The 25,048-nt window shown below is 60.9% G+C and carries 34 protein-coding genes and 2 tRNA genes; 20 read left to right on the forward strand and 16 right to left on the reverse strand.

Going from position 1 to position 25,048, the window contains the following annotated elements; all coding sequences use genetic code 11:
* Positions 1–5: 5 nt before the first annotated feature.
* Positions 6–1,085 (forward strand): serine hydrolase, encoded by a 1,080-nt coding sequence (locus ACSQ9E_RS06105; RefSeq protein WP_057205804.1) that lies wholly within the window; start codon positions 6–8, stop codon positions 1,083–1,085.
* Between the two features lie 221 nt (positions 1,086–1,306).
* On the opposite strand, the gene ACSQ9E_RS06110 is transcribed toward ACSQ9E_RS06105, so the two are convergent.
* The 3 genes from ACSQ9E_RS06110 to aat all read right to left on the reverse strand — a co-directional run bounded on the left by ACSQ9E_RS06110 (position 1,307) and on the right by aat (position 3,788).
* Positions 1,307–2,152, reverse strand: a complete 846-nt coding sequence (locus ACSQ9E_RS06110; RefSeq protein ID WP_057205806.1) for an IclR family transcriptional regulator — start codon at positions 2,150–2,152, stop codon at positions 1,307–1,309.
* A gap of 92 nt (positions 2,153–2,244) precedes the next feature.
* On the reverse strand, positions 2,245–3,033 hold the full coding sequence (locus ACSQ9E_RS06115) for an arginyltransferase (RefSeq protein ID WP_436179153.1): 789 nt from the start codon (positions 3,031–3,033) through the stop codon (positions 2,245–2,247).
* Complete coding sequence (gene aat, locus ACSQ9E_RS06120; protein WP_436217178.1) at positions 3,030–3,788, reverse strand: leucyl/phenylalanyl-tRNA--protein transferase; 759 nt, start codon at positions 3,786–3,788, stop codon at positions 3,030–3,032. The genes ACSQ9E_RS06115 and aat overlap by 4 nt, the downstream gene beginning before the upstream one ends.
* 185 nt (positions 3,789–3,973) lie before the next feature.
* Between aat and ACSQ9E_RS06125 the strand changes: the two genes are divergently transcribed.
* The gene (locus ACSQ9E_RS06125) at positions 3,974–4,402 is read left to right on the forward strand and encodes a hypothetical protein (RefSeq protein ID WP_436217179.1); all 429 of its coding nucleotides are present in this window, start codon (positions 3,974–3,976) and stop codon (positions 4,400–4,402) included.
* A gap of 187 nt (positions 4,403–4,589) precedes the next feature.
* Here ACSQ9E_RS06125 and ACSQ9E_RS06130 read toward each other — a convergent pair whose 3' ends face one another.
* Positions 4,590–5,258, reverse strand: a complete 669-nt coding sequence (locus tag ACSQ9E_RS06130; RefSeq protein ID WP_436217180.1) for a lysozyme inhibitor LprI family protein — start codon at positions 5,256–5,258, stop codon at positions 4,590–4,592.
* Positions 5,259–5,424: 166 nt separating this feature from the next.
* On the opposite strand from ACSQ9E_RS06130, the gene ACSQ9E_RS06135 reads away from it, so the two are divergent.
* Positions 5,425–6,021, forward strand: a complete 597-nt coding sequence (locus tag ACSQ9E_RS06135; protein ID WP_436217181.1) for a molybdopterin-dependent oxidoreductase — start codon at positions 5,425–5,427, stop codon at positions 6,019–6,021.
* 144 nt (positions 6,022–6,165) lie between these two features.
* Here the strand turns inward: ACSQ9E_RS06135 and ACSQ9E_RS06140 are convergent, their stop codons facing one another.
* The gene (locus ACSQ9E_RS06140; RefSeq protein ID WP_057205816.1) at positions 6,166–6,402 is read right to left on the reverse strand and encodes a hypothetical protein; all 237 of its coding nucleotides are present in this window, start codon (positions 6,400–6,402) and stop codon (positions 6,166–6,168) included.
* Positions 6,403–6,518: 116 nt separating this feature from the next.
* Positions 6,519–7,100 (reverse strand): helix-turn-helix domain-containing protein, encoded by a 582-nt coding sequence (locus ACSQ9E_RS06145; protein WP_057269546.1) that lies wholly within the window; start codon positions 7,098–7,100, stop codon positions 6,519–6,521.
* Between the two features lie 86 nt (positions 7,101–7,186).
* On the opposite strand from ACSQ9E_RS06145, the gene ACSQ9E_RS06150 reads away from it, so the two are divergent.
* Positions 7,187–7,729 (forward strand): N-acetyltransferase family protein, encoded by a 543-nt coding sequence (locus ACSQ9E_RS06150; protein ID WP_436217182.1) that lies wholly within the window; start codon positions 7,187–7,189, stop codon positions 7,727–7,729.
* A gap of 125 nt (positions 7,730–7,854) precedes the next feature.
* On the opposite strand, the gene def is transcribed toward ACSQ9E_RS06150, so the two are convergent.
* Positions 7,855–8,394, reverse strand: coding sequence for a peptide deformylase (gene def / locus ACSQ9E_RS06155; protein ID WP_436179147.1), 540 nt, complete (start codon positions 8,392–8,394; stop codon positions 7,855–7,857).
* A gap of 205 nt (positions 8,395–8,599) precedes the next feature.
* On the opposite strand from def, the gene ACSQ9E_RS06160 reads away from it, so the two are divergent.
* Positions 8,600–8,675, forward strand: a tRNA-Asn gene (locus ACSQ9E_RS06160).
* 105 nt (positions 8,676–8,780) lie between these two features.
* Positions 8,781–8,856 (forward strand) — tRNA-Asn (locus ACSQ9E_RS06165).
* 214 nt (positions 8,857–9,070) lie between these two features.
* On the opposite strand, the gene ACSQ9E_RS06170 is transcribed toward ACSQ9E_RS06165, so the two are convergent.
* On the reverse strand, positions 9,071–9,628 hold the full coding sequence (locus ACSQ9E_RS06170; protein WP_436217183.1) for a hypothetical protein: 558 nt from the start codon (positions 9,626–9,628) through the stop codon (positions 9,071–9,073).
* Positions 9,629–9,692: 64 nt separating this feature from the next.
* Here ACSQ9E_RS06170 and ACSQ9E_RS06175 point away from each other — a divergent pair, with 64 nt between their 5' ends.
* The 8 genes from ACSQ9E_RS06175 (at position 9,693) to ACSQ9E_RS06210 (ending at position 15,433) form a co-directional block, all read left to right on the forward strand.
* Positions 9,693–10,322: a site-specific integrase gene (locus ACSQ9E_RS06175; RefSeq protein WP_436217184.1), complete on the forward strand. Its 630-nt coding sequence runs from the start codon at positions 9,693–9,695 to the stop codon at positions 10,320–10,322.
* Positions 10,323–10,439: 117 nt separating this feature from the next.
* A complete protein-coding gene (locus tag ACSQ9E_RS06180) occupies positions 10,440–11,234 on the forward strand; it encodes a hypothetical protein (RefSeq protein WP_436217185.1) in 795 nt (264 codons plus the stop codon).
* 51 nt (positions 11,235–11,285) lie between these two features.
* Positions 11,286–11,348 carry a hypothetical protein gene (locus ACSQ9E_RS06185; RefSeq protein WP_436220190.1) on the forward strand — a complete coding sequence of 21 codons (63 nt, stop codon included), beginning with the start codon at positions 11,286–11,288 and terminating at the stop codon, positions 11,346–11,348.
* Between the two features lie 217 nt (positions 11,349–11,565).
* Positions 11,566–12,240, forward strand: a complete 675-nt coding sequence (locus ACSQ9E_RS06190) for a hypothetical protein (protein WP_436217186.1) — start codon at positions 11,566–11,568, stop codon at positions 12,238–12,240.
* Positions 12,237–12,677: a hypothetical protein gene (locus tag ACSQ9E_RS06195; protein WP_436217187.1), complete on the forward strand. Its 441-nt coding sequence runs from the start codon at positions 12,237–12,239 to the stop codon at positions 12,675–12,677. The genes ACSQ9E_RS06190 and ACSQ9E_RS06195 overlap by 4 nt, the downstream gene beginning before the upstream one ends.
* A gap of 328 nt (positions 12,678–13,005) precedes the next feature.
* Complete coding sequence (locus tag ACSQ9E_RS06200; protein WP_436217188.1) at positions 13,006–13,482, forward strand: hypothetical protein; 477 nt, start codon at positions 13,006–13,008, stop codon at positions 13,480–13,482.
* Between the two features lie 41 nt (positions 13,483–13,523).
* On the forward strand, positions 13,524–14,114 hold the full coding sequence (locus ACSQ9E_RS06205) for a hypothetical protein (protein WP_436217189.1): 591 nt from the start codon (positions 13,524–13,526) through the stop codon (positions 14,112–14,114).
* A gap of 800 nt (positions 14,115–14,914) precedes the next feature.
* The gene (locus tag ACSQ9E_RS06210) at positions 14,915–15,433 is read left to right on the forward strand and encodes a hypothetical protein (RefSeq protein ID WP_436217190.1); all 519 of its coding nucleotides are present in this window, start codon (positions 14,915–14,917) and stop codon (positions 15,431–15,433) included.
* Between the two features lie 49 nt (positions 15,434–15,482).
* On the opposite strand, the gene ACSQ9E_RS06215 is transcribed toward ACSQ9E_RS06210, so the two are convergent.
* Complete coding sequence (locus ACSQ9E_RS06215) at positions 15,483–15,776, reverse strand: H-NS histone family protein (protein WP_436217191.1); 294 nt, start codon at positions 15,774–15,776, stop codon at positions 15,483–15,485.
* A gap of 90 nt (positions 15,777–15,866) precedes the next feature.
* On the opposite strand from ACSQ9E_RS06215, the gene ACSQ9E_RS06220 reads away from it, so the two are divergent.
* On the forward strand, positions 15,867–16,853 hold the full coding sequence (locus ACSQ9E_RS06220; RefSeq protein WP_436217192.1) for a hypothetical protein: 987 nt from the start codon (positions 15,867–15,869) through the stop codon (positions 16,851–16,853).
* Positions 16,854–16,855: 2 nt separating this feature from the next.
* Here ACSQ9E_RS06220 and ACSQ9E_RS06225 read toward each other — a convergent pair whose 3' ends face one another.
* Both ACSQ9E_RS06225 and ACSQ9E_RS06230 read right to left on the reverse strand, forming a co-directional pair.
* Entirely contained in the window at positions 16,856–17,113 is a 258-nt protein-coding gene (locus ACSQ9E_RS06225) for a hypothetical protein (RefSeq protein WP_436217193.1), read from the reverse strand.
* Positions 17,091–17,315: a hypothetical protein gene (locus ACSQ9E_RS06230; RefSeq protein WP_436217194.1), complete on the reverse strand. Its 225-nt coding sequence runs from the start codon at positions 17,313–17,315 to the stop codon at positions 17,091–17,093. The genes ACSQ9E_RS06225 and ACSQ9E_RS06230 overlap by 23 nt, the downstream gene beginning before the upstream one ends.
* A 99-nt stretch (positions 17,316–17,414) precedes the next feature.
* Between ACSQ9E_RS06230 and ACSQ9E_RS06235 the strand changes: the two genes are divergently transcribed.
* Both ACSQ9E_RS06235 and ACSQ9E_RS06240 read left to right on the forward strand, forming a co-directional pair.
* Positions 17,415–18,134 carry an SOS response-associated peptidase gene (locus tag ACSQ9E_RS06235; RefSeq protein ID WP_436217195.1) on the forward strand — a complete coding sequence of 240 codons (720 nt, stop codon included), beginning with the start codon at positions 17,415–17,417 and terminating at the stop codon, positions 18,132–18,134.
* Positions 18,085–18,444: a hypothetical protein gene (locus ACSQ9E_RS06240; RefSeq protein WP_436217196.1), complete on the forward strand. Its 360-nt coding sequence runs from the start codon at positions 18,085–18,087 to the stop codon at positions 18,442–18,444. Before ACSQ9E_RS06235 ends, ACSQ9E_RS06240 begins: the two co-directional genes overlap by 50 nt.
* A 112-nt stretch (positions 18,445–18,556) precedes the next feature.
* Here ACSQ9E_RS06240 and ACSQ9E_RS06245 read toward each other — a convergent pair whose 3' ends face one another.
* On the reverse strand, positions 18,557–18,901 hold the full coding sequence (locus ACSQ9E_RS06245) for a nuclear transport factor 2 family protein (RefSeq protein ID WP_057205835.1): 345 nt from the start codon (positions 18,899–18,901) through the stop codon (positions 18,557–18,559).
* Positions 18,902–18,989: 88 nt separating this feature from the next.
* On the reverse strand, positions 18,990–19,961 hold the full coding sequence (locus ACSQ9E_RS06250) for a zinc-dependent alcohol dehydrogenase family protein (protein ID WP_436217197.1): 972 nt from the start codon (positions 19,959–19,961) through the stop codon (positions 18,990–18,992).
* Between the two features lie 329 nt (positions 19,962–20,290).
* Between ACSQ9E_RS06250 and ACSQ9E_RS06255 the strand changes: the two genes are divergently transcribed.
* Positions 20,291–20,608: an ArsR/SmtB family transcription factor gene (locus ACSQ9E_RS06255; RefSeq protein ID WP_436217198.1), complete on the forward strand. Its 318-nt coding sequence runs from the start codon at positions 20,291–20,293 to the stop codon at positions 20,606–20,608.
* Between the two features lie 81 nt (positions 20,609–20,689).
* Positions 20,690–21,328: a hypothetical protein gene (locus ACSQ9E_RS06260; protein ID WP_436217199.1), complete on the forward strand. Its 639-nt coding sequence runs from the start codon at positions 20,690–20,692 to the stop codon at positions 21,326–21,328.
* Positions 21,329–21,335: 7 nt separating this feature from the next.
* Here ACSQ9E_RS06260 and ACSQ9E_RS06265 read toward each other — a convergent pair whose 3' ends face one another.
* A complete protein-coding gene (locus tag ACSQ9E_RS06265) occupies positions 21,336–22,250 on the reverse strand; it encodes a LysR family transcriptional regulator (protein WP_436217200.1) in 915 nt (304 codons plus the stop codon).
* A gap of 74 nt (positions 22,251–22,324) precedes the next feature.
* Here ACSQ9E_RS06265 and ACSQ9E_RS06270 point away from each other — a divergent pair, with 74 nt between their 5' ends.
* Positions 22,325–22,918: an N-acetyltransferase family protein gene (locus tag ACSQ9E_RS06270; protein ID WP_436177395.1), complete on the forward strand. Its 594-nt coding sequence runs from the start codon at positions 22,325–22,327 to the stop codon at positions 22,916–22,918.
* Between the two features lie 76 nt (positions 22,919–22,994).
* Here ACSQ9E_RS06270 and ACSQ9E_RS06275 read toward each other — a convergent pair whose 3' ends face one another.
* On the reverse strand, positions 22,995–23,753 hold the full coding sequence (locus ACSQ9E_RS06275; protein ID WP_007857914.1) for a 3-hydroxyacyl-CoA dehydrogenase: 759 nt from the start codon (positions 23,751–23,753) through the stop codon (positions 22,995–22,997).
* 224 nt (positions 23,754–23,977) lie between these two features.
* A complete protein-coding gene (locus ACSQ9E_RS06280; RefSeq protein ID WP_057205850.1) occupies positions 23,978–25,030 on the reverse strand; it encodes an extracellular solute-binding protein in 1,053 nt (350 codons plus the stop codon).
* Positions 25,031–25,048: the final 18 nt, after the last annotated feature.

Raw genomic sequence — 25,048 nt, forward strand, 5'->3', positions numbered from 1 at the left:
CTTTGATGCACCATGGCCGCAGCACCGCAATGAACCGTTTTTTCCAGCTTCTGGGCTTTGTTGTTGTGAGTGCGGCGCTTGCGTCGCCCATGGCACATGCCAACGAGCGCAAGAAGGCGCCCGCCAAGAAGCAGGTGGCATCCGCCACCGCCAAGAAGTCCGCCGGCCCGCGCAAGGCCGCCGTTGCCGCCAAGCCGGTGCGCGTCTCGGCCAAGACCTCCAGGGCCGCCACCCGCGTGGCCTTCATCCCCGCCAAGCCATCGTTTGGCCAACTGGCCGGCCTGCACGAAGTCAATGACCCCCTGGACCTCAAGTCCAGCGTGGCCCTGGTGATCGACCAGGACACCCATGAAGTGCTGCTCAGCAAGAACGACCACGCCGTTCTGCCGATCGCATCGCTCACCAAGCTCATGACCGGCCTGATCATCTCCCAGGCCAAGCTGCCCATGGATGAGCAGTTGACCATCACCCAGGACGACGTGGACACCGAAAAAGGCAGCCGCTCGCGCCTGACCGTCGGTTCCACCATGACCCGTGGCGAAATGCTGCACCTGGCCCTGATGTCCAGCGAGAACCGCGCCGCCCACGCCCTGGGCCGCACCTTCCCCGGTGGGCTGGACGTGTTCGTGGCGCAGATGAACGCGAAGGCGCGCCTGCTGGGCATGACCGACACCAAGTACGTCGAGCCCACGGGCCTGTCCAGCCGCAACCAGAGCAGCGCCCGCGACCTGGCCACGCTGGTCAACGTGGCCCACGGCGACCCGGTGATGCGCGAGCTGTCCACCTCGCCCGGCTACGAGCTGGCCCTGGGCGCGCGCACCCTGCAATTCAACAACACCAACGGCCTGGTGAAGAACCCCACCTGGGACATCGGCCTGCAAAAGACAGGCTACATCTCCGAAGCCGGGCGCTGCCTGGTGATGCAGGCCCAGTTCGCTGGCCGCAAGGTCATCATGGTGTTCCTGGACTCGGCCGGCAAGTTCAGCCGCCTGGGTGACGCCGAGCGCGTGCGCCACTGGGTCGAATCCATGCCCGCCGCCATCAGCCCCGTGAAGACTGTCGTCCACGGCAACACCAACGGCTGATACGGCTTTGCCTTCAACCGGCTAACGTCGTTGGGGAGCCTTGCCGTGCTACAGCACTGTCTGCGGCTCCCCGCCTGGTTATCCGGTCGAATGCAAATCCGCAGGAAGGCTTTTGCCAACCCTGTGGGCGTGTAGGTAGTAGACAAAAACAAAACCCCGGTGGCGCGAGCCCCGGGGTTTTGTTTTTTGTACCTGATGGTCGGCCTTGCCGGCCGCACCTTTCAGTCGGCGGGCGTGTGCGCCATGTCGCTGCCGTGCAGCGATGAGGACAGGGCGGGCGTAGGCGCCTTGGCCTGCACGTAACCCAGCGCCAGCGAGATCTCCTGCGCCGTGGCCTGCAGCTTGGCCATCCAGCCCTCGTCCAGCCGGTCGGCCGGGGCCGAGATGGACAGGCCGGCCACCAGCTTGGCCTGGTCGTCGTACACGCCGGCGGCCATGCAGCGCACGCCCAGTTCCAGCTCCTCGTTGTCGCGGGCAATGCCGTACTGGCGCGCCTTGGCCAGCTCGCGCTCCAGCACGGGCAACTGGGTGATGCTGTTGCGGGTGTGGCCGGCCAGCCCGGTGCGGGTGGCATAGGCGCGCACGCGCTGCGGGTCGTCCAGCGCCAGGAAGAGCTTGCCGGTGGAGGTCAGGTGCAGCGGCGCACGGCCGCCGATGGCGCGCACCACCTGCATGCCCGAGCGCTCGCTGTAGGCGCGCTCCACATACACGATCTCGTCGCCCTGGCGCATGCTCAGGTTCACCGGCTGCTGGATCAGCTTGTGCAGGTTGCGCATGGGGGCCAGCGCCGCATCGCGCACGCTCAGGCGCGCCTTCACCAGGTTACCGAGCTCCAGCAGGCGCATGCCCAGCCGGTAGCTGCCCGACTCGGGCCGGTCCACAAAGCGGCCGATGGTCAGGTCGTTCAGGATGCGGTGCGTGGTGGAGGGATGCAGACCCGTCTTCTCGCTGATTTCCTTGAGCGAGATGGCGTCCTCACGCGATGCGAGCACGTCGATCAGCGTGAACATGCGCTCCAGTACCTGGACGCTGGGTTTGATCGGGATACCAGGGTCGATTTTTTTCATGGGCTGCAGGAATGCGGGAACGGTGTGGAGTAAGGGATATCCACAACATCCTCTGATCGCTGCATCTTACCTTGTGAAATGCAATGGCACCATCAGGTGCCCTGGGCGGCCCCGCCCGGGGTGCCACCTGCGTGACTGCTGCGGTCCACGCGCTGCCACACATTGTCCTGGCGGATCTCGTGCGGCAGAAAGCGCGCCTTGTAGTTCATCTTCGGGCTCGCGGCGATCCAGTAGCCCAGGTACACATAGGGCAGGCCCATGGCACGCGCCTGCTCGATCTGCCAGACCACGTTGTAGGTGCCGTAGCTGGCGCGCGCCTCGGGCTCGTAGAAGGTGTATACGGCCGACAGGCCGTCGTTGAGCACGTCTAGGATGGACACCATCTTCAGCGCGCCGGGCTCGCCGGTGGCGGCATCCACCTCGCGGAACTCCACCAGCCGCGAGTTGACCCGGCTTTGCAGCAAAAACTGGGTGTACTGGTCGATGCTGTCCTGGTCCATGCCGCCACCCGCGTGCCGGCCGTTCTGGTAGCGCAGGTACAGCTGGTAGTGCTCGGGCACGAAGCACAGGCGCAGTACGCGCGCCTGCAGCGCACCGTGCTGCACCGCCGAGCGGCGCTGGCTGCGGTCGGGGCGAAACTCGCTGGCGCGCACGCGCAGCGGAGTGCAGGCCTGGCAGCCATCGCAATAGGGGCGGTAGGTGAACATGCCGCTGCGCCGAAAGCCAGTGGCCACCAGGCCCGAGTACACATCGCTCTGGATCAGGTGGCTGGGCGTGGCGACCTGCGACCGCGCCTGCCTGTCCGGCAGGTAGCTGCACGGGTAGGGCGCTGTCGCATAGAACTGCAGGGTCTGCAGCGGCAGGTCGTTGAGTTGCGTCATGCCATGGGCGTGGGGTGGGCCAGCAGTTGATTCCAGTATACGGGCTCGAAAGTCCACGCGCCGCCCGGCAGGTCTTGCGCCACGGCGATCTTGCGCAGGAACTGGTTGCGCGGGATCTCGCGCGCCCCCAGCGACGCCAGGTGGCGCGTGTTCTGCTGGCAGTCGATCAGCGCCACGCCCTGCACACGGCAAAGTGCCACCAGCGCCGCCAGCGAGATCTTCGAGGCATCGGTCGCATGCGCAAACATCGACTCGCCAAACACCGCGCGCCCCAGCGCCACGCAGTACAGCCCGCCCACCAACTTGCCATCGACCCAGGTCTCCACGCTGTGGGCCGAGCCCGCTGCGTGCAGCGCCTCGTAGGCGCGCACCATGTCCGGCACGATCCAGGTGCCCGCCTGCCCCTCGCGCGGGGTGGACGAGCAGGCGCGTATCACCTGGCCAAAGGCCGTGTCCACGCGCACCTCGCAGTGGCTGCTGGCGGCAGCAAACTTCTGCAATGTCTTGCGCAGCGAGCGGTGCAGCCGGAACTCGGCCACCGGCAGCACCATGCGCGGGTCGGGCGCCCACCACAGAATGGGCTGGCCCTCGCTGAACCAGGGGAAGGTGCCCTGCCCATAGGCCGCCCGCAGGTGCTCCACGTCCAGCGCTCCACCGGCGGCCAGCAGGCCCGGCGCCGGATCGCGGGGGCCCCAGGCACTGGCCGGGTGAGGGAAGGGGTCATGGGGTTCCAGCCAGGGGAGTTGGGCGGGCATTGGGGCAGGGGTTGCGAAGGGTGGTTTGTTGGATTGTGCGGCAACATCCGGTTCCATCGTGGCGCGGGCCGTGTGCGCTATGTCGGCTGCAGGCGACAAATTTCCTGCTGCATCGCCGTGGCATGTGCCATCCGGTGCCAGCGGCCTGCACAATGCCGCGATCACAAGACAGGAGAGGGGATCCCATGCGCCGTGGATATGGATTGGCATTGCTGCTCATCGTGCTTGCAGGCTGCCAGAAGCAGGAGGCACCCGACGTTTTCTATGAGCGCTACTACCAGAAGTCGGCCAGCGGCATTGCCACCCTGGAGGAAGAAGCCCATTTCTATTCCGCCAGGAAGCGCGCCGATGTAGAGCAGAAGATTCCCGCGATGATGAAGATGATGGGAAAGACGCGCGACGATGTAGCACGCGTCTATCTGGACATGTCCCAGACACTCGCGCGGTGCAAGAAGATCGAGCTGGCTGGGCAGAGCGTGTCTGGCAAAGTGGCCGAGCTCACCTACCGGCAGACGGACGTGTGCGGCAGCACTTCCACATCGCCAGAGAGCCAAAAGGTGCGCCTGGTTAACGAGGACGGGTGGAAGATCGACCACGTGGAAATAAGCCTATAGGGACCCTCTGCACAAATCCCTGCGGCCGTTGGCAGCGCGGACTCGGGCGGTCCGCTGCGTTGCTTCTCTTGCCAATAGCCCTGCTATTGACTGCAAGAAGACGCCTTGCGGCCCATCCCGATCCGCACTACCACCGATCCGCGAGGTTTATGCGGAGGGTCCTTAGACCGCCTGGCCGGCGCGGGCGCTACTTGCGCCGGTACTCGCCCACAAAGGTCACGTGCATGCCGCCGCAGCCGTCATCTTCCTTTACGGCCAGTCCACCGCGCTGCAGCGCCAGCGTCGCCGTGCAGCCATCACCGTCGTACGCCAGCAGCCCGTTGCGCAGGGTGCCCACGCCCCGTATCTCGCCCACGTTCACCTGCCCGTTGGCGGCGTTGGGGCCATACCAGACGGCATCGCCCGCCAGGTAGGCCTTGCCGTCCTGCAGGCCGACGATGGCCAGGCTGGCGCTGTCCTTGTCGGGCTTGCCCTGGAGGTAGCGGGTGTATGCGCCATTCCACTTGGCGCTTGCTGCGGTGGCGGGCGCAACGCTCTGTAGCAGGGCAATGCGGCCTGCGAACTCCTGGCCCAGGCAGCGGGCGTTTTTGCACTGCGTGACCTCATAGGATTGGAGCCATTCGCGCTGCCACTGCACCAGCTGCGGCCGTGCTTTGGAGCGCGTGATGGCCTCCTTGAACGCGGTGTTGAGTTGCTCGTCCAGCGCAGAGAGCGGGGCATCCGAGCAGATCAGCTTTTCCATGGCCGAGCGGGCCTTGGCGCAATCGAAACTGGCAGCGCTGGCCAACGGCGCCAGGGCTGCGAACAGTGTCGCCAGGGCAAGGCGCAACAAGGGCTGGACAAGGGTGGTCGGCATGGCGGGGTTCCTGCTCGGTGAGAGTTTGCGCGCGAATCGTGCGGCTGGCAGAAATCATACGACCCCGCCAGGCCAATTGCCGCTTGACACCAGCGCATGCCAAACGCACGCTACGGCCCCGCACCAGCGATCCATACCAACAACCAACCATTCGGAGAAAACCATCATGATCAACAAGCGTGATTTTGTCGCCAGCGTCGGCCTGGCAGGGGTGATGCTGCCGGCTGCCAATGCCATCGCAGCCCCCGGCAACAAAGCCGGCAATGCGCAACCCGTTCTGCTGACGGTGAGCGGCGCCGTCGGCAAGACCAACCGCGGCGCGCTCGACCCCGTCATCGACCAGATGATGGGCAAGCACAGCATACAGTTCAGCAAGGCCTTCGCGTTCGACGCGGCCGCGTTGCAGCGCCTGCCCGCGGTGACCATCAAACCCACGCTCGAATACGACGGCAAGCCCCACACTCTCGAAGGCCCGTTGCTGGTCACGGTGCTCGAGGCCGCTGGCGTGCCACGCGGCAGCAACGTGCAACTGGGCCTGCGCGCGGTGGATGGCTACAACGTTGCCATCAGCCTGGCCGACGCAGCGCAGTACCGCATGATCGTCGCCACCCGCATCGACGGCCAGCCCATGGCGCTCGGCGGCCTGGGGCCGCAGTGGGCCGTGTACGACGCCGACAATGTGGCCCCCTTCAAGGACAAGCCCGTGAAGGAGCGCTTTGCACTGTGCCCCTGGGGCCTGTACCACATCGACGTGAAAGCCTGAGCCTGGACTTTGATGCCGAGGCCTCGACAAAGTCCTCTATAGGTGTCATCGCATCCCTTCTCAGCTGCAACTGGCGCAGGCAAGCATTGGGAGTCGTCCGGCAAGACGCAGCAACGACGCCAGAAGAGTTTTGTCAGCCGTTTCTTAGCGCGTCTTGTCGTCGGTCTCGCCTGTCACGCCGGTGCCCTGCCGCGATGCCGGTTTGGGGTTCGGATGCTCTTCAATGGCGCCCAGTCGATGGCCCGATGGGTCTACCGCATCCACCGGCCCCACCCCAGGCTGCTCTCCGCCGGGCCGGTTGGCGTACGCCGGGCCGGGCGTGCCGCTTTCATCTTTCAAACCATACTGGTTGTAGCCGGGCTTGGGGGTGTTGCTGGGCATGGCGTGCTCCTGGGGATTTAAGCCTTGATGCTAGGCGCGCCACGCATGGCGGCTTGTAGGACCCTGTCGGCTGCGCCGGTGCTCGCCGTCCTGCCAACGCTTTGGCCGTAGGTGGTTCAGTTGCTGCGCAGCAGCACCACCGCATAGGTACAGTCCGCGGCGGTCTCGTTGCTGAACACGCAGTCCGCAGGCGGCCCCAGTTCCAGGCAGTCGCCCGCGTCCATCGCATGCCGGGTGTCGCCCTCCATGAAAACCAGCGAACCGGCCAGCACCCAGATCAGCTGCCGCTTCGCCGTATAGGCCGCTGCAGGCATGGGCACCCGCGCGCCCGCAGGCAGCACCACCTGCACCAGGTCCAGCGGCAGGTCGGAAGGGGGCGACACATGCGTGCGCACATAGCGGGTCTGCGGGTCAGTCCACACCGGCTGGTCGGCCCGGCGCAGCAGCCGGCCCTCCTTGGCCTCGGCGCGGGCGATCAGCTGCGACATGCTCAGCCCGAACGCTCCCGACAACCGCGCCAGCAAGGTCGCCGTGGGGCTCGATTCGCCCCGCTCCAGCTTGTGCACCATGGCCCGAGACACACCCGAGTGCGCCGCCAAGTCGGTCAGCGACCAGCCCCGGCCCTCGCGCTCAATGCGCACGCGCGCGCCAATGCGCTGGCTCAGGCTATCGACTACGCTATCTACTTTGGTGGACATGTGTTTCATCATGGTGGACAATAATCCACCAAAATACGTTATTCGTCCATCATAGTGGATGGAGAACCTTGCAATCCCTGACAGCCATGACCACCCTACAGATACGCGATGCCCATGCGGGCGACATCGAAGGCATCCTCGCCATCTACAACGACGCCGTGGCCAACACCACCGCCATCTGGAACGAAACCCTGGTGGACGCCGCCAACCGCACCGCCTGGCTGGCCGACCGCCAGCGCCTGGGCTACCCCGTGCTCGTCGCCATCGATGATCAGGGCGCCGTGGCCGGCTACGCCTCGTTCGGCGACTGGCGCGCCTTCGACGGCTACCGCCACACCGTCGAACATTCGGTGTACGTGCACCAGAACGCCCGCGGCGCGGGCCTGGGCAAGCGGCTGATGCAGGCCCTCATCGAACGCGCCCGCGCCATCGGCAAGCACGTCATGGTCGCCGGCATCGAGGCCGGCAACACCGCATCAATCCAGTTGCACGAGCGCCTGGGCTTCACCCAGGTGGGCCTGTTGCCCGAAGTGGGCACCAAGTTCGGCAAGTGGCTGGACCTGGCCTTTTTGCAGCTTAAGCTCGATGCACGCACGGATCCCGACGGAGCAGTAAAGAAGGCCGTTTGACTGGCCTCTGTCCGACGACCCATACGGTTTTGCAGTCGGCCGGATAACTAGGCGGGGAGCCGCAGACAGTGCTGTAGCACGGCAAGGCTCCCCAACGACGTTAGCCGGTCGAATGAAAAGCCGTATCAGTCGTCTTCTTGGGCGCTGATTTCGGGGAAGAGTATTTCCGTGTACCCAAACTGCGTAAAGTCCCGCACCCGCATCGGGTACAGCTTGCCGATCAGGTGGTCGCACTCGTGCTGCACCACCCGGGCATGGAAGCCATCCACCGTGCGATCAATCGGGTCGCCATACAGATCGAACCCCGTATAGCGAATGCGCGACCAGCGCGGCACCTTGCCCCGCAGGCCCGGCACCGACAGGCAGCCCTCCCAGTCCTCTTCTTCCTCATCGCCCAGCGGCGTGATCACCGGGTTGATCAGCACCGTGGGCGGCACGATGGGGCGGCTCGGGTAGCGCGGGTTGCGGTCGTTCGAGCCGAAGATCACCAACTGCAGATCCACCCCGATCTGCGGCGCCGCCAGTCCCGCGCCGTTCACGGACTGCATGGTCTCCAGCATGTCGCGCACCAAGAGGTGCAGCTCGTCCGTATCGAACGCGGTCACGGGCTGGGCCACGCGCAGCAGGCGCGGGTCGCCCATCTTCAGGATGGTGTGTATGGTCATGGGGCTGGAAGCAATGAGTGGATGAATGCTTGCTGTCATCGAGGCCGGCCACATCATGCCGCAAGGCCGCCAACCCCGCAGCGACAGGGCCCGCGAGCCCCTTGCCACCCGTGCATGTTCCGCGCGGAACACAGCCCGATGGCCAAGATCATCGCGCCGAGTGGAAAACGCCCAAGTTTTGTGTATATAATCTAAGTCTTGATGTTCCTCGATAGCTCAGTTGGTAGAGCGCCGGACTGTTAATCCGTAGGTCCCTGGTTCGAGCCCAGGTCGAGGAGCCAAAAATTCAGTGCCAGGCCCTGCATGTGTACGCGGGGCCTTTCACTTAGTCAGCCGATGAGCAGGCTGGCTGGTCAGTAGATAGTGCAAGTGTCAGTACCAATCATTCCTCGATAGCTCAGTTGGTAGAGCGCCGGACTGTTAATCCGTAGGTCCCTGGTTCGAGCCCAGGTCGAGGAGCCATTCATTGGCAGTAAAAGGCTACCCTTTGCGGGGTGGCCTTTTTGCTTTGGGGTCGCACATCATCGCGCACCTCGATGCTGCCATCTTGGGTGGACGGCTGCAGGCATCGATGTCGGTGCTGAATTTGACGGATGGGATTGGCTCTGATCCGTCCTTGCGCATGCCGGCATGTTGCCGCTCTGGGCGCCCGGGCTGCTGTCGTTGCTGGTCGCCTCTAAGGCGACACAGGCCGTGCTGCATTCGCTGCCTTGCTGGCCTCGATCTCCTTGTCGCTCTTGGCTTGGGCATCCGGGGTAAGAAAGCTAACCCAGCACTTGGTATCGCACTGCATCCTGATCCGAACCTCTGGCGCGGACCAAGTGGCTACGCCTTGTCCCGGTTTCATGGAGGTCTTTTGAGGAGCGCCGAACCGGGCGCCAATGGACTGGACGATCTCGTTCAACCGGGAGGCGTCGCGGGTCTCCACCGTGATGTCTTCCAGCACCAAGCCCTTCGTCACGGTGAAGTTGAAACTGGAATGCTCGGCCCAGCTCGGTAGCTTGTCCTTCTTGGCCAGGTGCACCATGCCCATCCGTCCCCCCTCCCTGGTCACGAAAGGCTTGCCCACCCAGCAATTCGTCTTGGCCAAGTCGGTATTGAACGGGCAGATAGGTAACTGCGCCACCTTGCTGCCCAGCGGCAGGCCAAACACGGTGAAGGGATCGGCAGCAGTGGCGCTACCAGCGGAAAGCAGCACCGCAATGCAGGCCAGCAGGGTATGTCTCGTTTTCATGGCTTGCGACTTTAAATCAGATCACGCAGTGGACAAAGGCCGAAGCACACTGGCAATTCATTTCATGGAGACATCGCGCCAGATGCAGGCTGGTGTGCCACTGTTCAATGAGAACAACAAGATCGAGCGCCACCTGAACGAGGACGAGCTGCAGCGCCTGTTGGGTGTTCTGCGGACCGATGACAACAGGATGGTGTGCCACATCGCGTTGTTCCTGCTGAGCACCGGGGCGCGCCTCAACGAAGCCCTGCAGGCCAAGTGGGGGCAGATCGATCGGGGACAGCGGGTGTGGCGGATTTCAGCGGAGCATTCCAAGTCCAAGCGGATGCGGTCTGTGCCCCTGAATGACTCCGCGCTGGAGGTGCTGGATCAGCTGTGTACCGAAGGGAAGTTCGCCAACCTGTTCATCAACCAGCAGAGTGGGAAGCCCTACACAACGATCATGAAGGTGTGGACCAGGCTCAGGAACAAAGCCGGATTGCCGGACCTGCGCATCCATGACCTGCGCCATCAGTTCGCGTCGTTCCTGGTGAACAGCGGGCGGTCCCTGTACGAGGTGCAGCAGATCCTCGGGCACTCCGATCCCTCGGTGACCCAGCGGTATGCACACCTTGACTCTAGGGCGCTGCAGGAGGCCGCGAACAGTGCGTCGCTGAGGATGAAGGCGCCGGTGAAGTTGAAGCTCGCGGCTTAGCGATTGGGGGCCTCTGGTGCGTTCTTTGTGGACGTGCTGGAGGCCCAAATTCAAAGCAACCCATGGACGAGAGGTGGGACATAAATCAATGCCCAAACTGAGCATTGCAGGCTAGACTTGATCGCAACCAGGGAGGGACTTGGCTCGGCACTGCCACTGCTCGACATGAGCGGGGACACCTATCAAGCTGACCATTCAAACAACATGCCGTTCATTCGATCACTCACGCGCACTGCTCTGATTTTTGCTGCAGGCGCGACCGTCGCTCTCGTTGGCGCCAACTGGTATGCCAAGTCGCAAGTAGACGAAGCACGGTCCAAGATTGGTCAGTTGCAGGGTGAGATTACTACCAAGACCAATGAGCTCTTGGGGTTCACGAAGTACACCACCTTTCTCACGGTGGGCAAGCAAGCGCTGACGGAACAGGCCAAGCTGATAGCCGCATCGATCACACGTGAAGAAGGCAGCACCCAGATCGTGGAGGCATCCATCCTCGGCCTCAAGTCGGCTAGCACTGTGGCTGTGACATACACAGCGGAATACTCGTTCGGCTTCGACCTGCGGCCTGATAAGTACGAGCTTCGAGCGACAGACAAGGGCCTCGAAATTCACGTGAATCGGCCGACGCTTTTGGTGGCACCCGGCATCACAAACCTTCGTCACCGAGTTCTCAATGGCGGGCTCCTCACGGACGACAAAGGGGTGATCATCCGCATGATGCAGGACGCGTCCAAAAGAGCCGAGAAGCAGGGCCAAGCGCTGGCATCTGAGCCATCGGTTATGGCACTCAGCGAAAAGAGTCTCACCAGTTTTCTACATGGCTTTCTAGCGAAGCAACCCGGCGTGCGCATCGTCCCGCATATCACCGTGGTGTACCGCCAGCCTCCAAAAGAGGTCTCGGCCGCCCAGTGAGTGCAGTACCTGCGCATCCATGACCTGCGCCATCAGTTCGCGTCGTTCTTGGTGAACAGCGGTAGGTCCTTGTACGAGGTGCAGCAGATCCTCGGGCACTCCAATCCTCGGTGACCCAGCGATACGCTCATCTGGACTCTCGGGCGCTGCAGGAGGCCGCCAACAGTGCGGTGATGCTGAGGGCATCGGTGAAGTTGAACATCGCGGCGTAGTGGAAGAGGCAGCCTGGGGGATTCCGATTTCCTCTGACTGCCAAATTCCCGTTGTAACAAATCTACACCTATGCTAAAAGTACATGCAAACTTATCTTCGTATTTTATAAGGAGAGCTTATGTCTGAAGAGGGGGGCGAAAACGACAAGTTTACCGCAAAGCTATATGAATACATAAAAGTGGCTTTGAGCAAGCCACGACTGGTGGCTGTTGTAGCGACTTTGTCTGTATTTTTATCATTTGCTACGTTGATAACGCAGGTAAGCCAGGACTCCAGAATAGCTCTTGGGGTTATTCTAGGGGCAGTCATCGGCGCAATCGGCGCGCTCTTAGATCGCTCTAAGTATGTAATGATTTTGAGGATAGAGCTTCTTAAGCGCAGATTGCCGTCCGGTGTGCTGAAGAAGAATAATGCTGCCATATCTTTAACCTATCTGGCTTACCTTCGTAAGCTCAACTCATTTCCGAAACTTGCGCTGTCCGTTACTGCGGGATTAAGTGCTGTATGCCATATTTTGTATCCGGACTTGCAAATTTTGCCCATAGCCTTAGTATGCATAGTCTTTTTAGTATTGATAATGGTGCGGGAGGCGGTGATTGAGTTTCGTGTTCGAATGGGATATTTTGGGACGCAGCGGTCTGAAGCCCGGGAGATAATAAAGTTCATGCTGGTGAATGCAGATAATATGGATTTTACCGACGATGGCGGCGGACCCAGGAAGACGCTGCTATCAGATTATTCAAGTCAGTCTCAGTTAACTATAGAAGGTAACGTCGAGGGAGCTCGGTCATGACTGATAAAGCTGATTGGTTGACGCGAGTGATTGAACGTGCGCTCGATGTTGTTTTTGCAAAGTATCCTGCGCGGACGGGGCTCGGTGTGGTATTTGGGGGGGTGCTTTCATTTTTGGCAAGGGTTTTCCAACCAAGCTTGAGAAACATGGAGGCAATTAATATTTCGGACGCTCCGCTATGGGGGTGGTTGGCAATAGGAATTCTGGTGATGCATGCGCCAACAATAATTGCACTGTTCAAGCAGAAGCCAATTGGGAATGATATTGTTGATCAGGCATTGGATCTGATTGAGCGCGGAAATTTCACTCAGGCTGAAAAACGGCAGCAATACAGAAATTTAATTACGCAAGTTTCTTCAAGTATTGCGCTACGCGCCGAAACGCAAAAGGATGTCACGGCAGTTGAACACGCACTCCAAAAGACCGACAGAAACTAGCAGAACAGCGGTCGATTCCTGCTTGTGGTGCAGGACCTATTGGGGCACTCCGATCCGTCTGTGACCTAGCGGTACACCCACCTAAGCAAGAAGACTCTGCAGGAGGCCGCGAACAGTGCGTCGGTGATGCTGAGGGCGCCGGTGAAGTTGAGGATCGCGGCGTGATGTGAGAAGTGGCCTCTGGGATATTCTTGTGGATGTCTCAAACGTCAACGACATAAGTATGGCATTATTTCGGCAATTCATGCAGACTTCCTGGGCTTCCAAGCGGAGCTGACGAAATACAAAAGGAGCGGAGTGTCAAATGGTATCGCCTAATCGTGCGCACATGAATGGATATCTGGATTTGATAACTCCGAAAATTGGAGATCCCACGTATTCAATATTGAAGGCACATCTAATTTTTGAGGAGCTGGTGCGCGCATATTTGAAGAAGAATTTGGCTAATGCTCAAGCTTTAGATGGGTCGCGCTTGACATTCAGTCAGCGATTGGCTGTAGCACGAGCTATCACGCCAAGTGGAAACGTTGAGGATTGGATTTGGGTAGGTGTGGATAAACTCAATAAAATGCGTAATCTCCTCGCTCATGAAGGCGGGGGAAAAGATTTGACAGAGGAGATGAAGAAATATGTGAAGTATATCGTTGATTCATCTAAAACTCCTTTGCCGAAAATTACGACAGAAGAATCTTTAAGCAAAACTGTTGATGGTGAGCCAGCGAAGTCGTATTTGGCTGTAGATATGGTTACGATTGGGATGTACTATCGATTTGCTCAGCAATTGGGGTTCAAAATCGACGAATAGTGATTGGTTTAAAACGCATCAGCATTACGTAAGGTGTAATTGTGAATGATCTTGAATTTTATGCAAGCATGGTTAAATCTCTTGCGTGGCCTGTAGCTGCCTTCGCCATTGCATTCATGTTTCGAAAGCAAGTCGTGGTTTTGCTTGAAAAGGTTAAATCCCTGAAAGGCGCTGGCATTGAGGCAGTTTTCGCTGAGGACACGAAGAAAATTGCCGCTAAAGTAAATGCTATTTTACCAGGTGATGCTCATGCAAATAGCCTTGAATCTTATTTGGGTAAGAAGTTTGTCCCGCCAGCCGATGAGCGCCCCCTGGCTATGATCCTGGATGCATGGTCGGATTTGGAAGACGCAATAGCTAAAATGTTAGATGAACTTGGTATTGAAACAAAGAAGCCAGCGAATCTTCGAAATTGCCTTGAAGCACTTAAGGAGTTTGTGCCGCCAGATACGAGAGTTTTCATAGATGAACTTCATCGATTGAGGAATGAAGCAGCGAAAAACAGCGATCTAGATCCAGATGAAGGGACCGCATATCGCTACCAAATAAGCGTACGGAACGTCATTCAGTCCCTACAGCAACGTACAGCGTATTTGAAAGCACACTGGAGTTCGCAACACGGTGAGGAGTAAAAGGGCAGTTTCACAACGCCATAATCGGGAAACGCTCGGCCGGGATGCGCCTAACTCATTGATCCAGATCGGGTTTTCTGACCGGAGAGCGCCACGCATAGCGGCCAGGGTCGGCATAGGATCGGCTCAGGAATGGCGGCCGCGAGGGCTTACGAAAACCGTTTACGAATCTTCAACTTACGAAGGAGCACCCCGGCGAGTGACCTGGACTGTTAATCCGTAGGTCCCTGGTTCGAGCCCAGGTCGAGGAGCCATTCAATGGCAGTAAAAGGCTACCCTTCGCGGGGTGGCCTTTTTGCTTTGGGGCGGCGGATCATGCTGGTCATAGGACGCTGCGATGAGGCGCACATCAGCTGTTGATGGCTGCTGGCATCGCGGGTCGGTGTGGTTCGGCGGGTTCTTCTGCGAAGTTGTTGCGGGGCGAGGCTCAGCGGACTGCTCGGGTCTGCGAACTGTCGGCTATGGCTTGATGATCGTAAGCATTGATGGTCGCCATGTGGGGCTCATTGCGGGCCTTGATGCGATGTTGACTGGGCGGTGCACATCAAGACGATAGATGGCGCCCGGATTGATGTCGGGTGCATCGATGGTGGCTATGTCCTGTGACACCTCCAAGCCGCAATTAGGTGAACTCTCGTTAGGCCCATCGGCCTATAGTTCGCTCACACAGCTTCAGGAGTGGGCATGATGAGTGGCGATGCGGCTGATGAGCTTTTGCAGCAAAGTGCGGCAATTCGAAGAGCTGCAGAAAACGAAATAATTTCGTCGATCTACAGGGGTTTGTGAAGGCTTGCGAGCCGATGGAGACGTTCTCCACGTGGCTTCTTGTCGGCACCACCGCAACCGCGACCTTTCTCATAGCCAATAGCGACAAGCTGATCCCCTTGCTCAGCACGCGCGGATTCCTAGGCTGTGGCCTTCTGTTGGTTCTCTCCAGCTTCTGCGGACTGTGGGCGAAGATGCATGCGCTTGTGGCTCGTGCTGGGGTGATTACCGAAACGGCGGCTATGGAAGAGGCCGTTAAGCGCAGTCAGCATTTTGAGAGCACACACGCAGATCTCAGGGGGAAAGCCTCCCAACTTGGCCTGCAGCTTGATTTAACGCCGGACCTACGAAGGGTGGTGCATGAAGTTCTTGAAGTGGTGCCTACCAGCATGAGAAGGAGCGTCGTACGCAATCTGACCGAACATGGCATCAGCCACCGGAATGCGGCTCGATCGGTGATCAAACAGATGGTGTGGGTTAGATGTCAGGGCGGGGCATTCCTGGCATTTCTTCTCCAAGCATTTCTCGCGGCCGCGCTGACTTCGTTGGGCTGATTAAGCGTCTCGCCGATGTGACCCGTTGGAGGAGTGCTGCATTCCCAAGTCAGATGGCAAATGCAGAGCGGTCTTTGTCAGCAATCCACACAGGTGCACGGCCCCGACCCGTCCAAGTTGCACCCGTGGCGGGATCGCGGTATTTCGCCTCAACCTTCGTGCCCTTGGCAGCAGACGCCTTCCTGGATTTGGCGCCGCCGAACACATCCTCGGAAGTCAGTCCGAACTCAGCTATGAGTGCGCGTGCTTCGGCGACAGCTCCGGAGACTTCGGCCTTGCGGGTCTCCTCAATGAGTCGGTCAAGTTCGGCTTTGCGGGCGATGAGTGCTTTGTAGTTGGACATCTGCGATCCTAGAGTTGAAAATAGGTTGATCACTTTAAGGTGATTGCTGCAGTGAGATAGCTTGTTTTGCACACCACGCACGAGGACATGATGCCACAAGAATCCTTAGATAAGTTTCTTCGCAAAATTCTTCCAGAGCTGGATGAAATTTCAGCAAGAGCCGGGCTGGCCGTCAGCGAAAGACCTATGAAGGTGGCCCAGCACATCGCGGAAGACCTAGTTATTGAGGTAAGCGAAGGCACCAAAGAAAATTATATGGTGCAGCCCTGGTTTGCAGCTATCTTTATCACTGTTCAAAAGTGGTTTATTGCTAGATATGGAGAGGCGCAAGTCCACCCCAAGCGCGAAGTTTTTGGTGCTGTAAAGCATTTCGAAGCGATGTATCTGCTTCAAATACCACTCACGCTTGTTGAACCCCAGGGTGATGATACTCTATGGCTAACCTTTGCCAAAGATATTCTGCCCGGGGAGAATGTGTTGCTGTGGATAATAAATGGGCCTTCAACTGAAGTGCTCAAGACTCATCAATTAGATAAACTGCGCAAAGACGTATCGGATGTGGCCTCTATGGTGCGCTCTATTTCTAATGATTTGATAACCGCTGAATTTCCAGAGGGAGCCCAAAGGGCAATGGCCGGGTCAATTTTACGCCATTTGAGCAAGGCGGCCTCTGATATGTGCTCACTCAATCATGAGTCCACTTCATTGGTGGTTTGGGAGCTTGTCCAGGCATGTGAGAAAGCTATGAAGGTGTATCTATCCCAGGAAGGGGTTGATTATCCTTTGACGCACGATCTTCGTGTATTGCTGAAAATTACGCCTGCCCAGAACGACTGGTCCGATGTTAGAGCCGCCCTCAGGGTCTTTCCATCTGAGAGTCGCATGATGAAGTGGCGCCATCAAGAGATTGAATCGCCTTTGATTGCGGACTTGTGGCGCTACTATATAGCTGCTTTGAAGATAACTTCTATATACACATCAAGAATATCCAGGCAGTATCATTTCAATAATTTTAAGGTTCATTTGCGTAAGCCACCATGGATCGGCGGTAAGGTGGTGGGTAAAAACGACAAGTAGCATTAGAACGGCGCCCGAGACACCACCACCTCGGCGCGCCCCTCACCCTGATACACCACCTCCCCGGTTGCGATGACCATCACAGTGCACCACTCCCCGTGGCGCAGCACCTCGTAGTGATCGAATGGCAACTGCAGCACGCGGTCATCCACCACCACGCCATTTTTGGCGGGCACACGGAGCAGGGTAGGGTGGCCCCGTGGGATGTTCTCGTCAGCACCGCCGACCCACAGCAGCCTATTTGGATCGGTCGATTTCACAGTGCCACTCCTGCATGTACCAAACCTTGTCTACGCGCTCGTAGCCGATGAAGCGGATCATGTTGGCCGTGATGTAGGTCACTCGGGGCTCGTACAGCCTGGGGAACCCTGACCCCAGGGCCTCCAGCACCTCATAGGTCTTGTCCTCGCCCACCGACTTCTCGTGCTTGAGCCATAGGTCGCCGTATCCCCTGCGCCTCACAGGCACATGCAACTGACCTTCTTCCCGTACCAACATGACCTTGACCCGCATGGGGATGACTGTAGCTGAAAACACTGTAAATATGTACAGTGTTACGCCATGTGCACCCGGTACATCCCACCCCACGAACGCGATATTGAGCGTGATTGGCACATAGGCAACCGCAACCCGTATCGCTGGTGGGAGGAGGTTTTACACCCCCAATACGTGGGCCCGTTCGTGAGGCGATCACCTGGGGGTAGCGCCAGGCCCGTTGAGCTGGTCATTGGCCAATGGGGGCTCATCCCCGCCTTCTCCGCGACCCACCGGGTGGACTTTCCAACCAGCAACGCCAGGTCGGAGGAGTTGGTGTCCAAGCCGAGCTATCGCCATCCGTGGCTGCGCGGTCAGAGGTGCCTGATCCCTGCGGTGAGCTTCGATGAGCCATGCTGGGAGACCGGCGCGAATGTGTGGTGGCGATTCCATCGGGTTGATGGTCGACCGTGGGCGCTGGCGGGCCTATGGAACACGTGGATTGATCGAGCAACGGGGCAGCCCTTCGAGAGCTATTCCATGCTCACGGTGAACGCGGATGACCACCCGGTGATGTCGCGCATGCACAAGCCAAAGTTGGACCCGACGACCCGACGACCACGGGCGCACCAGGACAAGCGCAGTGTCATTTCCATCGAGGCCCGGGACGTTGGCGCATGGCTGTTCGGAACGGTCCAGCAAGCACAGCGACTGCTCACACCACCACCGGTCGAACACCTCAAAGGAGAGCCCTACCATGACATACACGATCTCGATCTACGCACCACACCTCAACTGTTCGCCTGAGACCCTGGAGCGAGCGAAGGCAGCCGCCATGGCCACGCTGGAGAGAATGGGCGTGACCCTTGAGCAGGCCATGGACACGCGCTTTGAAATGGAGTGCTGGGACGACCTGGGCTGCCCCGATGACCACAACTTTGCGGATGTGGACGGCAAACGCTTCGATGCCTTTCACGCGGCACATAAAGCAGCCATGGAGGCCTGCGGAGTGAGGTTCGATGACGGTGTGTTTGACATTGGAATAGATGAGGTGTCCCCGACTCCGCAATGGGACAGCCAAGTACCGGCCCGCGTGTTGTCTGGCCTTTTGGCGTGATCTGCCGCTCCGTCGTCCCGATGCGTCGTGTCTGATCGTCAGGTCGTCGGGCGAACCAAAGAGTTTTCGAGCAGGTGCTGCCGGGCTTTGCGACAGACAGACCGCAATCCGGTCAGTTGTTGTCGATGACCGAAAAGCTCGCCGTCTGCCGCGTGATCAAGCCATCGGCCACGATGAACGTGTCCGTTCCGAACTCCACCTTCGACACGGCAGACTCGCACGCCCATTCCACATAGGCCAGGTCTTCGTGGACCACAGCCACGTTGGTGCGCCAGGCTGCGTCGGGCAGTGCATGGATCAACTTGGCATACATCGATGCAATTGCTTCGGGGCCATGGTAGGTGTTGCCGTTGGCGATGACCACGGCGTCCGGTGCGTAGTGGGTTGATACCTTGGCGGCGTTCTGCTCGCCCAGAGCGGCTTCGTGGCTGTCAAGAACTTGTGCGGTGGTCGACATGAAGCGGTTTCCTTGTATGCAGATAGATGGGTTGGTCGATTGGGTTGAGCCCTGGCAGGGTGGGCCTGCCAGGGCATACCTGCCTGGATCAGGCAACCGAAATCACTACTTTTCCGCGGATGGGTTGGCCATCGACCTCGCCTCGCTCCAGGGCGGTGTGGGCTTGCGGGATTTGCGCCAGCGAGAACCTGGCGCCAATGACCGGGCGGATGCGCCCGCTTTCCAGCAGCGTCTTCAGTGCCTGCAGCTTGCCCCGGTTCTGGCGGGTGAAGACAAAGTGGTACTCGGCGTTCACGCCCCATGCGGCGACAAGGTTCTGGGGCGTGGCCAGGTCCACCAGGGTCACGACCCGGCCGCCGTCGGCGAGCACGTGGGGCGACTGGCTCAGGGTCAGCCCGCCGATGGTGTCGAGCACCACGTTCACCCCCTGGCGTCCAGTCAGGGCGGCGATCTCTTCGGTGTAGTTCTTGCTGGTGAAGTCGATGGCGTGGTCTGCGCCCAGTTGGCGAACGAACTCCAGGTCATGGCTCCTGCTGGTCGTGTACACGGTGGCCCCCATCGCCTTGGCCAGCTGGATAGCGATGGAGCCGACGCCGCCCGCTCCACCGTGGATCAGCACAGACTCGGCTGGGTGCAGCTTGGCGCGTGTGACCAGTGCCTCCCAGGCGGTGCCGCCGACGAGGGTGGTCGAGGCAGCTTCCTCGTGCGACAGGTTCGCCGGCTTGTGGGTCACCAGCGTTTCGGGAACCACGTTGTACTGGGCATACGAGCCCCCTTTGGGGCCAAAGATCTTGGGTGTGTAGAACACCTCGTCACCCACTGCAAAGCCCGTCACCCCGGGGCCCACCTTTTCGACCACTCCCGATACGTCGTGGCCGATGATGGCGGGCAGGGGCACATGGTCGGGATAGTCGCCTCGGCGAATCTGGTAGTCGAGCGGGTTGATGGCGGTGGCCATCACGCGCACCAGCAGCTCGCCGATGCCCACTTCGGGAACCGGCACATCCTGCAGCTCGAAGCTGTCGGGGCCGCCAAATTTTGTCAGAACGATTGCTTTCATTTCACTGTCCTTCGGTAAGGGGTTGGGCTGGGGCAGGTGGCGTGTGACGGCCATCTGCTGCACGCTGGTGAGCGCCTGAACGGCTTCATCGGCAGCGCACAGGCCCTATTGTCATATCGATGTTTTGCGAAATGACGTTGCGTCGAAATTGCCCACGTTGCATTGAGGGCCTACGTGTGCGCGGGGGCGTGGTGGGTGCCTTCTCTGGTAGGGCGGGCGGATTCAGAACCCTCGGCACTGCACTGGCCTCACCAAGCTGCTAGAGTCGTTTCCATCTTCGGCATGGCAGCACATGGCATGCGAAGCAGCCATGAACCCGCAGCCGAGTGATGAACGAAGAACAGCTACCCCTCATACAGATTCTGGATGTCCTGGCCAACGAGCAGCGCATGGAGATCCTGCGCAAGCTCAAGTCGCCGCGCACCAGCTTTCCGCCCCAGGACGAGGGTGATCCTGTGCGGGATGGGGTGTGCGTGTCGTCCATCCAGGCGGGCCAGGGCCTGGCTTTTTCCACCACATCCAAGTACCTGGCAGACCTTGCGCGCATCGGTCTGGTCACCGTCAAGCGCAGCGGCAAGTGGTCCTACTACAAACGCAACGAGAACGCGATCAAGGCGGTGGTTGCCCGGTTGAAGGCCGAATTGTGAGCTTGGGGGGGGCCGTGGGTGGCCGCTGGGCGCTGCAACCGCTACGATTTGGTCCGGTCGGTGATGCACAGGAGAACATCCATGATCCATCAAGGACTTGCAGCTTGGAGGCGGGCCGCATGGCAGGCGGGCTGCTGCATCGCCTTGGGGGGCAGCGTCTGCACAGCCGCATCTGCCGCTGTGACCGATGGCGACCTGTTCGGCCACCGCCTGGGCACCCGCCTCGCAACGACGCCGACCACCATGGGCTACTGGAGCCAGGGGCGGGCCGTCATCATTGTCGACAAGCCCGAGATCCCGCCCGAGTTCGAGAAGCTCGAGCTGCTCACCACCCCCAAGTCCTACACCATCGGCAACATCTACGCGAGCAAGAGCCTGCCGGAGCGCACCGCCGCCTTCACCCTGGCCGAAAAGTACAGAGACCTGTTGCCCACGCTCTACCGCGAGCAGTGCGTGCGTGAGCGGGATGGCTTTGGCGGGGTGGTGCTGGACATGCGCTGCGGCCAGTACCAGCTGACCATCCAGATCTACTCACCGGACCGGCAGAACCCCAATGGCTTGTACACGGTGCAGATCGGCTTGACGATGGCGAAGGAGACGCGGGTCGGCTACGACTGGCAGGTGCTGCTGGACGAGGAGATGGACGCCGTGGACAAAGAGGGGCGCCAGCGCCGGCTGGAGCAGGCCAAGAAGGACAGGAGCCTGCGCGGCTTTCCTTGACGAAGACCTATCCGGCGTCGCCCTGGCGGACCTTGCCGCGTGCGGGTTGGAGGGCCTTCAACGCCGCCACCGTCTCGCGCAACCCCCGGTGCAACCGCTTGTCCTTGCGCACCACCACGGCCAGGGTGCGGGCCAGGGGCGGTGACAGCGGGCGCACTTCCACGGCACTGCCATGCGCGCCCTGCACGGCCATGCCGGGCAGCACGGCGCAGCCCAGGCCGGCGGCCACCAGCTCTTTGATCGCTTCCACGCTGCCCAGCGACATGGCGGGCTGCAGGGCCACGCCTGCCTGGGCGAACCAGGCGTCGGCGATGCGGCGGGTCTGGCCGCCGGGCTCGAACAGCAGCACGGGGTGGCGGGCCAGGTCGGCGGCGGTCACCTTCTTGGGCAGGGCGGTGCCTTTGGGCGCGATGGCAACGAATGCGTCCTGCAGCACGGGCGTCACATCGAGCATGCGGCCGCTGGCGGGCTGGGTGACCAGGCCCATGTCCAGCGTGTTGTCTTCCACGGCCTGCACGATGTCGGCGGTGTTGCCGGTGCGCACGGTGATCTCCAGGCCCGCAAAGCGCTGGCGCAGCGCGCCCAGCACCGGCGGCAGCAAGAAGATGCAGGCCGTGGCGCCCGTGCCCAGGCGCACGCGGCCTGTGGTGCCGCTGGCGTGGTGGGCCACGGCGGCCAGAGCGTCGGCCACGGCGGCATCGATGCGGGCCACGTGTACCAGCAGCTCCGCGCCGGCGGCCGTGGGGCGCAGCACGCGGCCCACGCGCTCCACCAGCGGGGTGCCCAGGCGTTTTTCTAGCTGGCGCACTTGCAGGCTCACGGCGGGTTGGGTCAGGTCCAGCCGCTGGGCGGCGGCCGAAAAGCTGCCCAGTTCGATGGCGGTGGCAAAGCCGTGCAGCTGGTCGAGGTTGATGCGTTCCATGCCAAAGAATTTCTCATACTTTGCATAAGCTGTAAAAGCTTCTTTTATGGGCTGTGGCGCGCCACACTGGCGCCATGCATTCTTCTTCTGCGCTTAATTCGCCCCTTTCCTCCTCTGTCACGGCGCCGCATGTGCGCGATGCCGTTAATGCCGATCTGCCCGCCATCCAGGCGATCTATGCCCACCATGTGCTCCATGGCCTGGCCTCGTTCGAGGAGGTGCCGCCCGGTGTGGACGAGCTGCGCAGCCGCCTTGCCGCTGTGCGCGCGGCGGGCCTGCCCTACCTGGTGGCCGAGGTAGATGGCGCGGTGGCCGGCTATGCCTATGCCACGCTGTACCGCCCGCGCTCGGCCTACCGCCACACGGTGGAGGACTCGGTCTATGTGGCGCAGGGCATGGCGGGGCAGGGCCTTGGTGCGGCGCTGCTGGCCGCGATCATCGCGCGCTGCGAGGCAGGGCCCTGGCGCCAAATGATGGCCACCATAGGGCAGGGCGATGGCAATGCGGGTTCCATCGCGCTGCATGCGCGCATGGGCTTCACGCGCATCGGGGCCCTGCGGTCGGTGGGCTTCAAGCACGGGCAGTGGCTCGATACGGTGCTGATGCAGCGGCCCCTGGGTGTGGGTGACGGCGCACTGCCCGCAAGCGTGGCTGCGGCCGGTGCGTGACGCTGGCGCCTGGGCAGGCTCCGTAAACGACAACGCCCTGGCGCAGGCCAGGGCGTTGTCGGTTCCTTCAAAGAGCTTACTTCGGCGCCAGGCGGATCGCGCCGTCCAGGCGGATCACTTCGCCATTGAGCATGTCGTTTTCCAGGATGTGCTTGACCAGCTTGGCATAGTCCTGCGGCGTGCCCAAGCGGCTGGGGAAGGGCACCCCGGCGGCCAGCGCGTCTTGCACTTCCTGGGGCATGCCGAACAGCATGGGCGTGCCGAAGATGCCGGGGGCGATGGTCATGTTGCGGATGCCGTTGCGCGCCAGGTCGCGGGCGATGGGCAGGGTCATGCCGACCACGCCGCCCTTGGATGCAGCGTAGGCGGCCTGGCCGATCTGGCCGTCGTAGGCTGCCACGCTGGCGGTGGAGATCAGCACGCCGCGCTCGCCGGTGGCTTCGGGCTCGTTCTTGCTCATGGCTTCGGCGGCCAGGCGGATCATGTTGAAGCTGCCGATCAGATTCACCGTGATGGTCTTGCTGAACACGGCCAGCGCGTGCGCGCCGTTCTTGCCCACGGTCTTTTCCGCGGGGGCGATGCCGGCGCAGTTCACCAGGCCGGCCAGCTTGCCCAGCGACACGGCCTTGGCCACCACGGCCTGGCCGTCGGCCTCGTTGCTCACGTCGCACTTCACGAAGGCGCCGCCGATGTCCTTGGCCACGGCCTCGCCCTTGTCGGCCTGCATGTCGGCAATGACCACGGTGCCGCCCTGGGCGGCCAGCATGCGCGCCGTGCCTTCGCCCAGGCCCGATGCGCCGCCGGTCACGATGAATACCTTGCCCTTGATGTCCATGATGTACTGTCTCCTGAGATTGACGTTAACGTAAACGTCAATTATGAACGCAAAAAAAGCCCGGGTGCTACCGGGCTTTTCTGAGAGTGCTGTGAGCCGGCATGATCGGCTCGGAGCGGATAACAAAACTCAGCGAAGCGGTTCTGGCTAGGCGCTGCGTCGCAGGCAGTACGAGTAGTACGACAAGACGCGGCAACGACGCCAGAAGAGTTTTTTAGCCGCTCTTACTGGAAGCCTACGCGGTCCAGCATCTGCTGCACCTTGGTCACGTTGGCGCCCACGGCGCTGATCGGGATGGTCTCGCTCTTGAACGGGGCATTGCCGGTCATGGCCTTGAGCGCCGGGTTGTCGATGTGAAGGCCCTTGGCGGCAGGCCACTCGTTGTTGCCATTGGCAAAGTAGTTCTGCGCTTCGGCGCTGGCCAGGTACTCGAGGAACTTGATGGCGTTGTCGCGGTTCTTGGCGTTCTTGGCCACGGCGCCGCCGGCGATGTTCAGGTGCGTGCCCCACGATTGCTGGTTGGGGAACACCACGCCCACCTTGTTGACCACGGCGACGTCTTCGGGCTTGCCCGAGCGCATCATGCGCGCCAGGTAGTAGCTGTTGGTGACGGCGATATCGCATTCGCCCGATGCCACGGCCTTGATCTGGTCGGTGTCGCCACCCTTGGGGGCGCGGGCCAGGTTGCCCACCATGCCCTTGAGCCAGGCCTCGGCCTTTTGCTCGCCCATGTGCTCGGTCACGGCGCCGAACAGGCTCAGGTTGTAAGGGTGCGAGCCCGAGCGGATGCACAGCTTGCCCTTGTTCTTGGGGTCGCCCAGTTCCTCGTAGGTGTCCACGTCTTCCTTTTGCACCTTGACCTTGTTGTAGACGATCACGCGGGCGCGGGTGGACAGGCCGAACCAGGCAATGCCGCCATCGGCCGCAGGCATGCTGCGCAGATTGGCGGGAATGGCGTCGCTCAGCACCTTGGACTGGATGGGCTGGAACAGGCCATCGACCTCGCCCTTGTACAGGCGCGCAGCATCCACCAGCAGGATCACGTCGGCGGGGGAGGCGGTGCCCTCGGCCTTCAGGCGCGCCAGGATGCCGGCGTCGTCCGCGTCCACGCGGTTGATCTTGATGCCCGTGGCCTTGGTGAAGCCGGTGTACAGCGCTTCGTCCGTGGAGTAGTGGCGCGCCGAGTACAGGTTCACCACCTGCTCCTGGGCAGATACGGCGCCAGCGGCTGCGGCCAGTGCGCAGGCGGTCAGCAGGGCTTTCACGGTCTTCGACATGGAATGCATCTTTCGAGG

It is taken from the genome of Acidovorax sp. LjRoot118, from assembly GCF_964253575.1.
In the GTDB taxonomy this organism is placed as follows: Bacteria; Pseudomonadota; Gammaproteobacteria; order Burkholderiales; family Burkholderiaceae_C; genus Acidovorax.

Bases quoted from the DNA above. Each gene is read 5' to 3' on its own strand.
- ACSQ9E_RS06105 (WP_057205804.1), top strand. From the start codon at position 6: ATGCACCATGGCCGCAGCACCGCAATGAACCGTTTTTTCCAGCTTCTG.
- ACSQ9E_RS06110 (WP_057205806.1), bottom strand. From the start codon at position 2,152: ATGAAAAAAATCGACCCTGGTATCCCGATCAAACCCAGCGTCCAGGTA.
- ACSQ9E_RS06115 (WP_436179153.1), bottom strand. From the start codon at position 3,033: ATGACGCAACTCAACGACCTGCCGCTGCAGACCCTGCAGTTCTATGCG.
- aat (WP_436217178.1), bottom strand. From the start codon at position 3,788: ATGCCCGCCCAACTCCCCTGGCTGGAACCCCATGACCCCTTCCCTCAC.
- ACSQ9E_RS06125 (WP_436217179.1), top strand. From the start codon at position 3,974: ATGCGCCGTGGATATGGATTGGCATTGCTGCTCATCGTGCTTGCAGGC.
- ACSQ9E_RS06130 (WP_436217180.1), bottom strand. From the start codon at position 5,258: ATGCCGACCACCCTTGTCCAGCCCTTGTTGCGCCTTGCCCTGGCGACA.
- ACSQ9E_RS06135 (WP_436217181.1), top strand. From the start codon at position 5,425: ATGATCAACAAGCGTGATTTTGTCGCCAGCGTCGGCCTGGCAGGGGTG.
- ACSQ9E_RS06140 (WP_057205816.1), bottom strand. From the start codon at position 6,402: ATGCCCAGCAACACCCCCAAGCCCGGCTACAACCAGTATGGTTTGAAA.
- ACSQ9E_RS06145 (WP_057269546.1), bottom strand. From the start codon at position 7,100: ATGTCCACCAAAGTAGATAGCGTAGTCGATAGCCTGAGCCAGCGCATT.
- ACSQ9E_RS06150 (WP_436217182.1), top strand. From the start codon at position 7,187: ATGACCACCCTACAGATACGCGATGCCCATGCGGGCGACATCGAAGGC.
- def (WP_436179147.1), bottom strand. From the start codon at position 8,394: ATGACCATACACACCATCCTGAAGATGGGCGACCCGCGCCTGCTGCGC.
- ACSQ9E_RS06170 (WP_436217183.1), bottom strand. From the start codon at position 9,628: ATGAAAACGAGACATACCCTGCTGGCCTGCATTGCGGTGCTGCTTTCC.
- ACSQ9E_RS06175 (WP_436217184.1), top strand. From the start codon at position 9,693: ATGGAGACATCGCGCCAGATGCAGGCTGGTGTGCCACTGTTCAATGAG.
- ACSQ9E_RS06190 (WP_436217186.1), top strand. From the start codon at position 11,566: ATGTCTGAAGAGGGGGGCGAAAACGACAAGTTTACCGCAAAGCTATAT.
- ACSQ9E_RS06195 (WP_436217187.1), top strand. From the start codon at position 12,237: ATGACTGATAAAGCTGATTGGTTGACGCGAGTGATTGAACGTGCGCTC.
- ACSQ9E_RS06200 (WP_436217188.1), top strand. From the start codon at position 13,006: ATGAATGGATATCTGGATTTGATAACTCCGAAAATTGGAGATCCCACG.
- ACSQ9E_RS06210 (WP_436217190.1), top strand. From the start codon at position 14,915: ATGGAGACGTTCTCCACGTGGCTTCTTGTCGGCACCACCGCAACCGCG.
- ACSQ9E_RS06215 (WP_436217191.1), bottom strand. From the start codon at position 15,776: ATGTCCAACTACAAAGCACTCATCGCCCGCAAAGCCGAACTTGACCGA.
- ACSQ9E_RS06220 (WP_436217192.1), top strand. From the start codon at position 15,867: ATGCCACAAGAATCCTTAGATAAGTTTCTTCGCAAAATTCTTCCAGAG.
- ACSQ9E_RS06235 (WP_436217195.1), top strand. From the start codon at position 17,415: ATGTGCACCCGGTACATCCCACCCCACGAACGCGATATTGAGCGTGAT.
- ACSQ9E_RS06240 (WP_436217196.1), top strand. From the start codon at position 18,085: ATGACATACACGATCTCGATCTACGCACCACACCTCAACTGTTCGCCT.
- ACSQ9E_RS06245 (WP_057205835.1), bottom strand. From the start codon at position 18,901: ATGTCGACCACCGCACAAGTTCTTGACAGCCACGAAGCCGCTCTGGGC.
- ACSQ9E_RS06250 (WP_436217197.1), bottom strand. From the start codon at position 19,961: ATGAAAGCAATCGTTCTGACAAAATTTGGCGGCCCCGACAGCTTCGAG.
- ACSQ9E_RS06255 (WP_436217198.1), top strand. From the start codon at position 20,291: ATGAACGAAGAACAGCTACCCCTCATACAGATTCTGGATGTCCTGGCC.
- ACSQ9E_RS06260 (WP_436217199.1), top strand. From the start codon at position 20,690: ATGATCCATCAAGGACTTGCAGCTTGGAGGCGGGCCGCATGGCAGGCG.
- ACSQ9E_RS06265 (WP_436217200.1), bottom strand. From the start codon at position 22,250: ATGGAACGCATCAACCTCGACCAGCTGCACGGCTTTGCCACCGCCATC.
- ACSQ9E_RS06270 (WP_436177395.1), top strand. From the start codon at position 22,325: ATGCATTCTTCTTCTGCGCTTAATTCGCCCCTTTCCTCCTCTGTCACG.
- ACSQ9E_RS06275 (WP_007857914.1), bottom strand. From the start codon at position 23,753: ATGGACATCAAGGGCAAGGTATTCATCGTGACCGGCGGCGCATCGGGC.
- ACSQ9E_RS06280 (WP_057205850.1), bottom strand. From the start codon at position 25,030: ATGTCGAAGACCGTGAAAGCCCTGCTGACCGCCTGCGCACTGGCCGCA.